A 12,742-nucleotide genomic window follows, 5' to 3' on the forward strand; every position below is an offset into this window, starting at 1 on the left:
TGACATGATAAATTAGTGGTTAGCTATATTTTTTACTTTGCAACAGAACCGTTTCAAGCACATTATTTAATGTTTCAAACACTTCTTCAACTGTATAGTTATAGTCATTTTCTACCCAACGTCGTAGTACTTCTATTACACCACTACTGTAAAAGTCAGCTACAATTTCAGGATGTTTACTTTCTCTAATCTTTTGCGCTAAGGGGTTACGCTTACGAGTTGAGTTATTTAACATCATTTCGCGACTCACATTCGTTAAACTTCTAAATACATCTGCCTGTCGAGACGAAACTAATAGATGCTTAAAAATCTTTTTATTATTACCAATGTAATAGATAAAGTCTTCAAATGATTCAGGGGTTGTAATGTCTGCTGATGTGTCACCTTTAGCTATAATTTGTTGTGTAATAAAGTCAGGTAAAGTGTAGAGTAATTCATATTTATCTTGGAAGTATCTGTAGAACGTACTGCGGTTGATTTCTGCAATATCACATATTTTTTGAACCGTGATTTCATCAAAATGATAATCATGTAAAAGTATAAACACTGTTTCATGAATATGTTTAATCATGCGCTTTTGATTTGCTGACGGCATTATCTGATTCTCCTATTTATTTAATCTAGTCAGATAGCCTGACGTAATAAGAGTAATTTATCACAATAAAGTTGATTTTTCCAAACATAATAACTGATACTACGTTTAAATTTGTTTATAAAAAAAGAGTAAATAAGTTATTTGAAACGTTTAATACTATAGGAGCGATATAAAAAAGTGGGAGCGAAACTGAGTTTAGTTTCACCCCCTCGCAATAATAGCTACGATTGAGAAGAGTTTGTCTTAAGCGCCTTCTCAACTCGATTTGCTACTGTAAATTTGCATTATGAGTTTTAAATATGCTACACCAAACGAGCATATTCTTTATTTGTCTTTCTTAACTTTGTAATTAGTTAGTCTCAATACCTTCTAACCATTCATCTACTTTATTATCATTATCATCTACATAGTCTTTAGCTACTTGTTCTGGATTTTTGTTATCAACAAAGATTTTTTTAGCTAATTTGTCTTCGTCAGATTTACTCCAATCATCTGCCATACGTGTTGCAATTGTGTATGCAGCTGGATGTGCTTCTTTAAAGTCTTTGTTAAATACTAAGTCAATATGTTGATTATTATTACCATAAATGTTGTCTGGATCTTTCAACATTTTAACGTCTAATTCTTTAGAGAACCAGCTAGGTTCCATTGCTGTGAAGACGATAGGTTCTTGTTGTTTAAAAGCAGATTGAATTTTCTTGAATTGGTCTTGGTCAGAACTTTCTTTCAAGCTATATTTATCCAAGTTGTCACTATCAAGTTCATCTTTAGTTTCTTGCATAACGCCATTACGTGCGTCTGTGCCTTGAATTGTCCAATCTACAGATTTTCCGAAGTCACTGTTTTTTAAGTCACTAATTGAGTCGACATCTTGCACGTACTTAGGCACGGCTAAACCTACTTTTGCGTTATCAATTAAATGTTTATCATCATAAATTGTTAATTTACTTTTGAACTTATCATAGTAACTTTTATCAGTAGTAGGGAAGATACCTGATTCATGGAATGAATCAGAGTTCTCTGATACAGCAGCATATAACGGGCCACTTGCTGTTACTGGTGTAGTTGTTACATCATAACCTGCTTTTTTCAATACTTCTGCTATAACTAGTGAACGTGGTGTTGAATTATCACTCGCGATATAAGGTATTTCGATTTCTTTATTACCAAGTGATGTTTGACTATCGTCTGATGAACCACTACTGCTACCACTATTACCACAAGCACTTAGCACTATGGCTAAGGCTAGTGTAGCTAGTAGTCCTAAGAATTTCGAACTACGTCGTTTTAACATAACGTGTTTCCTCCTTTTTAATATTAGTCTCTAAGCTCGTCATCATGACGATGTTGAGATGATCGGTTATATCTATCGTAAACACCTTTGTTGTTTTCACGAGCGTATAACATTAATGCTTTGAACAATACATCTTGATCAATATTGCTATCAGTTAATTCTTTGTATAAGTTTGTTGTTTTATCGAAATTTGAATCATGATAATCATGGTTATCATTTTGATGATCATGATTGTTATGACGATAATCATCGTTACTATCGTAATTGTCTTGATAGTGTCGATCATTATAATTACGTTCATCATGATGAGTATGGTCGCCATCTTGAGTATAAAGTGATTCATAGTCGATATCATCACGTTGATTATCATAATGATGTTGGCGATGATGCTGGTCATGATGATTATCTAAATGCACAGAACGGTTATAATCTTCGTCATTATAATTGCGATTGTGGTTACGTTTGTCATTTTGATAAACATAGTTATCTTTGTCTTGTCTAGCGTATTCATTATTTTTATCGTTGACATGACCTTTTTCAGAAGATGTGTCGTGATGTTTATCTTCTTCTAAAGCTTTACCTTCAACGTCAACGTTTGGCAATACTGCACCTAACCATTTAGGAAGGTACCATGAAGCTTTACCAAAGAGTTTCGTCAATGCTGGAATTAATGTCATACGTACGACGAATGCGTCGAATAACACACCGAAACCTAATGCGATACCCATTGACTTAATTGCACTGTCATCTTGGAAGACGAATGCGATGAATACACTGAACATAATAAGTGCAGCAGCTACGATAACAGGTCCACTTTCTTTGATACCTACACGGATTGAATGATCATTGTCGCCAGTCTTACTGTATTCTTCATGTACACGTGTCATTAAGAAGAGCTCGTAGTCGATGGCAAGTCCGAATAACAATCCAATTGTGATTACTGGAAGGAATGCAAGTAATGGTCCTGTGTTTTCAATACCAAATAAGCTACCCATAAAGCCATGTTGAATGACTAATGTTGTGAAACCTAGTGTAGCCATTAATGAAAGGATAAAGCCTAGTACTGCTTTTAATGGAACTAAGATTGAACGGAATACAATCATTAATAAGAAGAATGCTAATACAACGATAACGCCTGCAAATACTGGAATAGCGTTGTTTAGTTTTTCTGACATATCGATGTTAATAACACTTTGTCCTGAAATTTCAGTGCCATAGTCATATTTTTCTTGCGCTTGGCTATGATAATCACGTAAATCATATACTAGATTTTCTGTTGACTGTGAGTTCGGTCCTTTTTCAGGAATGATTGTGAATAATGCGTAATTGTTGTTGTCGGTTAGTTGTGCTTTTGAAACTGTATCAACATTATCAATGTCTTCTAAATCGCTACGCATATTATTTAAGTCACGTTCGATAGTGCTTTTACTTCCACCATCTTTTGTATTTACTAACATGACAATTTGTCCGTTATAACCTTCGCCAAAATTATCTGAGATTAATTTATAGGCTTTGTATTCTGATGAGTCAGTTGGTTTTAAACTATCATCTGGAATACCTAAACGCATGCCACTGACTGGTATAGCAGCTAAAATTAAAATAATTAAACTTACAATAACAGCGATAACTGGCTTACCAACAATAAATTTTGCCCAAGGATGATCTTTAGGGTCTTTACTTTTAGATGGTTTATCTTTAATTTTAATACTTTTATGGAAGATACTGATTAGGGCAGGTAATAGTGTTAATGCTGCTAATACCGCAAATAACACACTAATCGCTGAAGCGAATCCCATAACCGCTAAGAAGTCGATTCCTACAAGTGATAAACCACAAACAGCAATCATAACTGTAAGACCAGCGAATATTACAGCACTACCTGCTGTACCCACTGCTGTTGCGATAGCTTCTACAGTATCGACACCTTTTTTCTTAAGTTCTTTAAATCTAAATAGAATAAAGAGTGAGTAGTCAATACCAACAGCTAAACCTATCATTACAGCTAGTGTAAGAGTGAAGTTTGGAATATCAAAGATATATGTTAATAATGCGATGATACCAACACTTGAACCTAAACCGATGATTGCACTAATAATTGGCATACCAGCTGCGATAAGTGAACCAAAGGTAATAAGTAAGATTACGAATGCTACGACAATACCGACAATTTCTGATGTACCACCAGGTTCAGCATTCATAGCGCCACCTTGAGTTTTTTCAATTTGCACATTGTGGTTGTCAGTTACATCTTTTAATTCTTTGTCGATGATATGTTTAGAAGAATCTTTTAATCCAGTTTGTGGAACTACATAACTTACATTAGCGATAGCAGTATCGCCTTCATCATTAACTTGTCCACTGTCATATGGATTAGAGATATTTTGGATATAATCATCATTTTGTCTGATATTGTCTAAAGCATCTTCAATATCTTTCTTAGTATCTTTATTATTGAGTCCATCATTCTTATTAGAATGGAAGACTATTTTCATCGAGGCCTTCTCACTGTCCTGATGAAATTCTTTACTAATTTTATCGTTTGTGTCTAATGACTTAAGGCCGTTCATAGTGATGTCACTGTCAAACTTCGGTGAGTTTATCATTAATGGCGTGATAATGACACCTAGTATAACAAGCCATCCTATAACACTTAGCCATTTGTTCTTAGCTATAAATTTTCCTAGTTTGTATAATAGCTTTGCCAAGACATTTCCCCCTATTTCATTAATTTATATCGCTTAAAGTATGGGTAGTGTGTTGATGATTTGTGAGCAATTACATTAAATCGATACCTCAAATTAAGCATATTTAAAATGTTACATTTGATAATGTAACAAGTTATACCCACGTTCGGTACCATTAAAAGTTTTACGTCGTTGGAAAATGCAACACTTTGGAAAAATTGTCGGTTAAAATAGCGTGTATTAAGGGGATATATAAGAAAAGGTTCTGTTGCAAAGTTAAAATTATATGCACATCTATACAAAACTATAAAAGCAAATATTGTTTTAACAGTAAAGAGTTTTGTTAGTATTAATTATTTTTCGTTTTTCAGTATAAATATTACATGATTTTTAACTTTGCAACAGAACCTTTCATTTGTTTTATCGCCTATAAGTAAAATGTTGAATTATCTTAGTCAGCAAGACATTTCTATTTTCAACATTCATTTTTTGATAGTCAATATATGGTACTATTTACATATATTATTTTTTAATATAATTTTATACATTATATTTAATAAAAGAGAAATCATAGTATTAAATTAAGTAGTTTTTTAATTGAATATATAAAATAGATTAATTAAGGAGAAAGCTAAATGGGTAAAAAAGAAAGGACATTAAATAAGCAAAATTCTAAAATATCAAATTCAGCTAATTCAGACAAGGAAGAAAGAGGTTTTCAATTTGTAGTACCAATTGATGAGCAAATTATCACCAATATAAATAATATTTTAAGGGATTATAATATTAAATTAGAACGAACAGAATTTAATCTTACCTCGAAATTTACCACTAATGAGTTAGGAAGGTTACAAAGGGAAGTTGGAAAATACAATAATTTTATTATTCAATATGAAAAATTAAGTATTGATAATGAAAAAATAAAGATAAAACTCAAAAGTAAAGAACTTAATGAAATGCAAACTAAGATTGAGGAAGTTCTTAATATTAAAGAATTAATTTTATTAGATTTAAAGAAAACTAGTTTAAATGATGAATAAAAGAATGAACTATTTAATGAATTGGAAAAGTTATTTAAAAATTATAAAACGAAAAAGAAAGCTCATCAACTTGTATCTATTATATATATAAAACTTTATATAAATATAAATCAAAATGAGGGAACCAATGTCGGTTATTTTTATTTAAGTAATAAAAGTGATGATATGGAATTTAAAAAATTACATGTTCGTGAAAAAGTTGGCTTATCTGAAAAAACTATGACCAACCAAATGAAGCTACTTTACAAGATATTTGGTATAGACATTTCAAAATATCAACCGGATAATTATCATGGTAAGGCAGAAAATAATCAGTTCAATTACAATTTTAACTCCTTGGAATATCAAATATTAAGTAGTCTTATAAAACTATTAAAAAAATATCCCTTACCTACTACCCCTAATAATATAGATTATATTGATGCTATTAATGAATCTATGTCAAAAAGTAATGCACAAGAATTCGAAGATTTTTTTAAATTAGGAATAAAAGAAGTAAAGGATATAGAATTCAGAAAACTAAAAAAAGTATTAGATACAGATTTTTCTTTTCAAACTATGAAACGTTTAGCGGTAGAAAGTGATATTCTAGAAAAAAAACTAATTACATTTTTTAATGCAGTGAAAGAAAGTAACTTTTATGAAAATGTTATTTTATATCAGAAATTAAGTAGTGCTATTGAGAAGGTGCTATTTGAGCATCAAGATGAAAAAGAAAATTATAATAAATTTATTAATAGTTTGAGAAGTAATGATGATTCGATTATCACTTGTGATAATAATATAGTATCTGGGTATCATTCATTGAAAGAATTAATTTTGAGTGGTAAAAGTGATGATTTTAATGCCTTATATGATGAATTTATTAATTACTCTAGTATAGCTCATGAACATGAAATAATCGAAGAAGATACTGATTCAATAAATACATCATCAAATACTTCTATTAATACAAAAGAAGTACTTATTGATAAATATAATTTCAAGATACCTTTTATTGATCAAATTTTACTAAAAACCCTTCAATCAGATAATAAAAAATTTTTAGATGCTAAAAATCTTTATTCAAAGGAATATTTTGCACAGTCTTCTTTGGAAAATATTATTAGCAGTACTCAATCTTTTACTCCTGACAGAGAAATTCAAGAAGGAATAAATCATCTAAATCAAGCTATCGATCATCTTGGTTTACAACTCTTAAAAAAAGATATACATAATCATAATCAATATACGTCTTATACTCATCCATTTCTTAAAGAACTTAGAAGTATGAAACGACAAATAAGTATATTTAATAGAGATAATATTAATGGAAAACCACTAGTAACTAATGAAATTTATAATTATAAACTTAAAAATACTAATATATTCACAGATAGAATAAGCGAGCTAGTAAAAGAATTAATGTATTTAAAAATAAAAAAAGAATTATATAATAGCAGTAAATATACTGATTAAAATTAAGTATGAGACAAATCTTGTTACAAGGTTTGTCTTTTTTTGTTAAAAAATTAAATTTATCTAATCGCTCCCCCCTAATTATGACTTTTGGATATGCTCCTGATTAATAAAAAAATATGGATTATGATAATAACCGAGCAACGTTGCTTATATCAATTCCCGGGAATTGAATTAAATTAATTTTGATATAGGAGAGTTGCCTAATGTGTAAAGAAGTTAGATTAACTCACCAGTATGGTGAAAGTAAAAGTGAACATAAATTTGAAGGTCAGATTGTTTTTCCCGATGGATTTAGCTCTAATATTGTATTCCAATTAAGTGAGCGTGCTAATTCACTTCTTACTTTAATGATTGGTACAGGGCTTATGCTACCAAGAGGATCATATTTTTCTTGCAATAGTATATTAGATGAAATTGGTGACGATGTTTATTCAGATATTTACGACGAGGAAATTTTTGTAATTAATCATCTTTTTGATTTGTATTTTGAATGTCGATGCTCTTTGTATGAGTTAGGTGAGGAGGACAACATTAAATATAAAATATTTAAAAGATAAAAATTACATGTCTCAATGCTTAATAATAGCATTGAGACCATCTTATTAAAATTAAATTATTAAATAGATAAAAGAAGGAGAATGTATCAGGATGATGAATAATAGTAAAAGTAAAAATTCAGAAAATTTTAAAATGAAAATAGTGCTTTTACCAGAAAGTACTAAAACGCAAGAGTGGTTGATTAAATTTAAATCAGATCAATTAGAATGTTTGAAATTAAAGGAGCAGTTTATTCGTTCTTCAGCAGAAAAGTGTAACGATCTTGCTCCAGAGGATAAAACTGAGTTAGACAAATATGTTCATATTCATCAGGAACTAGCTCCTCTAAAACAAGATATAGAAGCTAATGGATTTAAATTAAACACTCAAATGCTGTCTAAAGTAAAAACTCAATTTTTAAATAAAGCTAAAAGTGGTAGTCATCGGGAAAAATTAGATAAAAACTTCAATGCACTAGAATCAGCCATTGATGGTAACCAAAAGTTGGATACTAAAATTTCTTTAATTGGTACACGGACTCATCGTATTACAACTAAGCAATTTAACGTTCAAGGTTTACCAAAAAAGGTTCAACAACTCATACTACCTAATCATTTTAAAAAAGTGTTCATCATTGATTTTAAATCATTTGAACCTTCTGTCGTAGCTTATTTGGCGGATGATAATCATTTAAAAGAGTATCTAAATGGCAGTCAAGGTTTATATGACACATTACTCAATAACCTATCTCTTCCAGCAACTCATCGTAAGCTTGTGAAACGTGCATTCATAGGTTCATTCTTGTTTGGTGGAAATTACATGAACGACAAATTTAAATTGAATCAATATATATCAGAAGATGAATGGAATAAAGCAATGAGCAAGTTTAGCAATGTAATCAAGCTAAAAGAACAAATTGATAATAAAAAGATAATGAAGATGCCTTATGGTATTACTCACGATATGAAGCATTGCCATGGAAGCAGTATTATGGGGCTATATATTCAAACAGCTTCTAGTTATATCTTTAAGAATATCTTAGAGGAAGTATATCAGCATCAGTGTGATCAAAAAGATTTCAGAATTATGCTCCCAATTCACGATGCTATTATGATTGAGTGTAATACAGATGAAGTTGCAGAGCGTGTTAGACAGTTAATGGAAACAAGTGCCAATCACTTGTTTGGAGATAACTTTGCTCATACCACAATTGAACAAATGGGAGGAAATCATAATGATAAATAATAGAGGACAAAATTTAGCAATACCATCATCAGCGCTAGTTAAAGATAATATTTACGTTGCAAAATTGTATTCTGTTGAACCATCAAATTATGAAGAGGACAAGCATGTATTTACTTATGAAGTAGTTCTACATGGTCAAATATATAATATTCGAAGAAGTATTGCTTTAAACCCTAGTGATAATCAACTTTCTATTTTTCAGTGGCTAGAACGCCATAGTAATTATAGTCCTAGTCATACTAAATATGGTTCTTATATAGATCATGAACATTTAATACTTGTTGATGAATACGAAGGTAGTTATTTTGTACGTGATGTAGCACCATTAGAAAATATGATGGAGGATAAAGTAAATGAATAATACGATGAAATTAGCAAAACAATTATTAAGTGAAAATAAGGAGGCAATCGACCGTAATGGTCTGATTGCACTTCTTGAATCACAAAATACAAGCGATAATGAGGAAGATTTGCCCCAAGCTAAAGCAATATATAACTTATTGATTGAAGAATTGAACTTTGAAATAAGCACTGATATTAATTATCGTTCAAATATTTACGGTTATTACGGTATAAAAAATAAACCTAAAGATACTGACCTTGTTCAAATGGCTACACAAATTTTGAATGTTAAACGTTTTGAGTCAAAATTATTTATGTTTTCAAAAGAAGGATGGCAAAAGCTAGATGATAGTGAATTAAGAAGTATAGTTAGGAAAACTATTCAGGTTATATTAATTGATTATACGCCTACCCAAAGTGAATTGAAGAGTGTCATAGATGGCATGAAAGAATCCGCAGATATAGATAAATTGGTAGAAGATGAACGATATATAGGTTGTCATCGCTATTTATTCGATTTAGAACAGTTTCAAGTCACTAATAACTCAATCGATATCTTTCCGAAAACACGATTAGATGTAGAACTAGATAAAAGTGACAGTATCACTTCATCTATACCTCCTCATTTTGATAAATATATATCAGAATTAGCTAATTTTGATGCTAATTTACAACAATTTTTAATTCGTCATACGGCTGTATTACTCACATCAAATCGTAAATTACGACGAGGACTAATTTTTTATGGTACAGCAAATAATGGCAAATCTGTATATATCAAGTTAATGAGATCATTCTTCTATCGGCAAGATGTCGTTTCTAAGACGTTAAACGAACTGGGTGGAAGATTTGATAAAGAAAGTTTAATTGGTAAGCGATTGATGGCAAGTGATGAAATTGGGAAAGCAAGAATTGACGAAAAAACCGTTAATGATTTCAAAAAATTATTATCAGTAGAACCCATACATGTTGATCGTAAAGGGCTCACACAAGTAGAAGTAACATTAGATTTAAAACTTTTGTTTAATACAAATGCTGTACTGAATTTCCCTCCAGAACATGCGAAAGCTTTGGAGCGAAGAATTGCTGTTATACCTTGTGATTATTACGTAGAAAAAGCTGATATTAATTTAAATGACAAATTAAAAAGTGAGAAGAAAGATATCTTTTTATATTTAATGTATGTATATAAACAAATGATGATTGATGATATTGGCAGAATTGAAAATGAAAAAGTAACGGAATTGACTCATGATTGGCTTAATTTCGGTTATATATTCATGGATAAGTCTAATATATCAAGAACTAAGCAAAAAGAATGTATTAAATTACTTAGAAATACAATAATTAAAAAAGAAAGTAGCCGACTTAAAGTATCTGATTTAAATAATCAAATAAAGAAAAAGATGAGTTTAAGTAGCCAAAATATCAAACAACTCGTGAAGTTAAATTTTGATACTGATACCGTACTTAATAATGGATATGAATGTTGGGTTGGCTTAGATTGGAAAACGATCCAAGAAGAAAACAATATTATCCCGAATGATAAAGAAATCAGTGAGTCGATTTATGAAGATGATCAAGATGATTGGCTTCCAGAGGAGGATGACGAGCTATGAATGAAGAACAACTTGATGCTTTTGTAGAAATTTTATTGCCTATGATAGAAGAAAGATTGAAGTCATAAAAGTGAGTGAAGGCACTTTGAATGATAGGTTCATTTTTGAACCTATCTCTTTCTCAAAGTGATAAAAGTGATAAAAAAATGTAATGAAAAAGAAAATAAATTTATATTATAACGTTGAGGTTGAGCAAGACCTTGAAATAAAAAGTAAGGGATGATGTAATATGAAGCGGAAGATAGCTATTTACACAAGGGTGAGTACCAAAGAGCAATTGAAACAAGGCTATTCTATTCAACAACAAGCAGACTTACTGATTAAAAAAGTAAAGCAAATATTTCCGGATGATGAATATGAAATTTATAGCGATGAAGGTATCTCTGGTAAGAATATCGAAGCAAGACCGGGAATGAAAAGATTATTAGAAGATATAGAAAACCGACAAATTAAGGTTGTGATGAGTTGGAAACTTAATCGTCTTTCACGTTCTAATCGAGATATACAAAATATTATTTATGAATTTAGAAGAGGCGGCGCTTATTATATCTCTATTTCAGAAAATATTGATACATCAACACAAAATGGCGAAATGATGATAGGAGCATTTGGGTTAGTCGCACAAATAGAACGAGAAACCATTGTCAGTAATGTGAAAATGGGAATGAATGCAAAAGCGAAACAAGGTGAAGCTATTACGGGCAGAGTATTAGGTTATGTTTTAAGACCTAATCCTTTAACGGGAAAAAATGAACTTGTCATTGACGAATTTGAAGCCAACATAGTCAGACAAATTTTTGACCTATATTTAAATCAAAATAAAGGGTTAAAAGCAATTGCGAACTATTTAAATAAACAGGGCTATCATACAATAAATAAAAAACCATTTAGTGTATATGGTGTGAAATATATTCTAAATAATCCCGTATATAAAGGTTACGTACGTTTTAATAATTATCAGAATTGGGCAGTGGAACGACGAAGTGGTAAAAATGATAAAAGTAAAGTGATATTAGTTCAAGGTAAGCACAAAGCGATTATTGATGAAGAGATTTTCGATAAAACACATGAGAAGTTAGCTGCTAAAAGTTTTAAACCTGGTCGACCAATTGGTGGCGATTTCTGGTTGAGAGGGTTAATCAAATGTCCTGAGTGTGGAAATAATATGGTGTGTAGACGAACATATTACAATACAAAGAAATCAAATAAGAGAACGATTAAACGTTATTACATTTGTTCATTATTCAATCGTGCAGGTAGTGCAGCTTGTCATAGTAATGCGATTAAGGCAGAAGTAGTCGAACGTGTGGTATATTTTCATTTAAGACGTATCCTATCTCAACCTCATGTGGTCGAAACGATTGCAACACAGGTTATCGATGCTATGGAAAAGAAAAGGACAAACCAAACGCCAATGAGTATTGATACAAATTCATTAGAGAATCAAAAGAAAAAGTTACAAAAAAGAAAAGAGCGATTGATTGATTTATATTTAGATGAAGAAATAGATAAAGAAACGATGCAAACCAAACAAGATAAATTTAATGTACAACTGGAAAAAATAGATGAACAGTTAAAGCAAGCTGAGGTCATGAATGAAGCATCTCAAGATATAGCCATACCTAATTATAAGAAAATAAAAGGTCAATTATACGTGATGCTATACCGGTTTACAGGCTACATGAAAAAAGCAAATCCCGAAGCAAAAAATAAATTAATGCATATGTTGATCGATTCTATAGAAATTACGACCGATAAACAAGTTAAACTGATTAAATATAAAATAGATGAATCTCTTCTCCCACAATCCATTAAAAAGGATTGTGGGAATTTTTTTATGCCTAAATTTAACTTTGTGATAAATGTCACAAAGAAAAATAGAATTGAAAATTTATCACTTTTACCACTTTTATAGAGTGACAAAA

Annotated in this window: 10 protein-coding genes; 7 read left to right on the top strand and 3 right to left on the bottom strand. The window is 30.6% G+C overall.

Annotated elements, in window-relative coordinates:
* Nucleotides 1–19: 19 nt before the first annotated feature.
* The 3 genes from HMPREF3031_RS03570 to HMPREF3031_RS03580 form a co-directional block, all read right to left on the bottom strand.
* On the bottom strand, nt 20–595 hold the full coding sequence (locus HMPREF3031_RS03570; protein WP_070724608.1) for a TetR/AcrR family transcriptional regulator: 576 nt from the start codon (nt 593–595) through the stop codon (nt 20–22).
* A 349-nt stretch (nt 596–944) separates the two neighbouring features.
* Nucleotides 945–1,889: a glycine betaine ABC transporter substrate-binding protein gene (locus tag HMPREF3031_RS03575; RefSeq protein ID WP_002484621.1), complete on the bottom strand. Its 945-nt coding sequence runs from the start codon at nt 1,887–1,889 to the stop codon at nt 945–947.
* A gap of 23 nt (nt 1,890–1,912) precedes the next feature.
* Nucleotides 1,913–4,594, bottom strand: a complete 2,682-nt coding sequence (locus HMPREF3031_RS03580) for an MMPL family transporter (protein WP_002484615.1) — start codon at nt 4,592–4,594, stop codon at nt 1,913–1,915.
* A 614-nt stretch (nt 4,595–5,208) separates the two neighbouring features.
* On the opposite strand from HMPREF3031_RS03580, the gene HMPREF3031_RS13650 reads away from it, so the two are divergent.
* From HMPREF3031_RS13650 to ccrC, 7 genes are all read left to right on the top strand, one after another.
* Nucleotides 5,209–5,613 carry a hypothetical protein gene (locus tag HMPREF3031_RS13650; RefSeq protein ID WP_257243466.1) on the top strand — a complete coding sequence of 135 codons (405 nt, stop codon included), beginning with the start codon at nt 5,209–5,211 and terminating at the stop codon, nt 5,611–5,613.
* A 21-nt stretch (nt 5,614–5,634) separates the two neighbouring features.
* A complete protein-coding gene (locus HMPREF3031_RS03585; protein ID WP_257243467.1) occupies nt 5,635–7,071 on the top strand; it encodes a DUF6038 family protein in 1,437 nt (478 codons plus the stop codon).
* A 206-nt stretch (nt 7,072–7,277) separates the two neighbouring features.
* Nucleotides 7,278–7,631 carry a hypothetical protein gene (locus HMPREF3031_RS03590; protein ID WP_049369696.1) on the top strand — a complete coding sequence of 118 codons (354 nt, stop codon included), beginning with the start codon at nt 7,278–7,280 and terminating at the stop codon, nt 7,629–7,631.
* Between the two features lie 91 nt (nt 7,632–7,722).
* A complete protein-coding gene (locus tag HMPREF3031_RS03595; RefSeq protein WP_049369697.1) occupies nt 7,723–8,856 on the top strand; it encodes a DNA polymerase in 1,134 nt (377 codons plus the stop codon).
* Nucleotides 8,846–9,217 carry a hypothetical protein gene (locus tag HMPREF3031_RS03600; RefSeq protein WP_049369699.1) on the top strand — a complete coding sequence of 124 codons (372 nt, stop codon included), beginning with the start codon at nt 8,846–8,848 and terminating at the stop codon, nt 9,215–9,217. The genes HMPREF3031_RS03595 and HMPREF3031_RS03600 overlap by 11 nt, the downstream gene beginning before the upstream one ends.
* A complete protein-coding gene (locus HMPREF3031_RS03605) occupies nt 9,210–10,817 on the top strand; it encodes a DUF5906 domain-containing protein (RefSeq protein WP_049369701.1) in 1,608 nt (535 codons plus the stop codon). Before HMPREF3031_RS03600 ends, HMPREF3031_RS03605 begins: the two co-directional genes overlap by 8 nt.
* A 229-nt stretch (nt 10,818–11,046) precedes the next feature.
* Nucleotides 11,047–12,732 carry a cassette chromosome recombinase CcrC gene (gene ccrC, locus HMPREF3031_RS03610; protein ID WP_070724610.1) on the top strand — a complete coding sequence of 562 codons (1,686 nt, stop codon included), beginning with the start codon at nt 11,047–11,049 and terminating at the stop codon, nt 12,730–12,732.
* Nucleotides 12,733–12,742 lie beyond the last annotated feature (10 nt).

Origin of the sequence: Staphylococcus sp. HMSC072B07, from assembly GCF_001815505.1 — a bacterium.
Classification (GTDB): domain Bacteria; phylum Bacillota; class Bacilli; order Staphylococcales; family Staphylococcaceae; genus Staphylococcus; species Staphylococcus simulans.

Excerpts from the sequence above, each read along its gene's own strand:
- HMPREF3031_RS03570 (WP_070724608.1), bottom strand. The coding sequence starts at position 595 with ATGCCGTCAGCAAATCAAAAGCGCATGATTAAACATATTCATGAAACA.
- HMPREF3031_RS03575 (WP_002484621.1), bottom strand. The coding sequence starts at position 1,889 with ATGTTAAAACGACGTAGTTCGAAATTCTTAGGACTACTAGCTACACTA.
- HMPREF3031_RS13650 (WP_257243466.1), top strand. The coding sequence starts at position 5,209 with ATGGGTAAAAAAGAAAGGACATTAAATAAGCAAAATTCTAAAATATCA.
- HMPREF3031_RS03590 (WP_049369696.1), top strand. The coding sequence starts at position 7,278 with ATGTGTAAAGAAGTTAGATTAACTCACCAGTATGGTGAAAGTAAAAGT.
- HMPREF3031_RS03595 (WP_049369697.1), top strand. The coding sequence starts at position 7,723 with ATGATGAATAATAGTAAAAGTAAAAATTCAGAAAATTTTAAAATGAAA.
- HMPREF3031_RS03600 (WP_049369699.1), top strand. The coding sequence starts at position 8,846 with ATGATAAATAATAGAGGACAAAATTTAGCAATACCATCATCAGCGCTA.
- HMPREF3031_RS03605 (WP_049369701.1), top strand. The coding sequence starts at position 9,210 with ATGAATAATACGATGAAATTAGCAAAACAATTATTAAGTGAAAATAAG.
- ccrC (WP_070724610.1), top strand. The coding sequence starts at position 11,047 with ATGAAGCGGAAGATAGCTATTTACACAAGGGTGAGTACCAAAGAGCAA.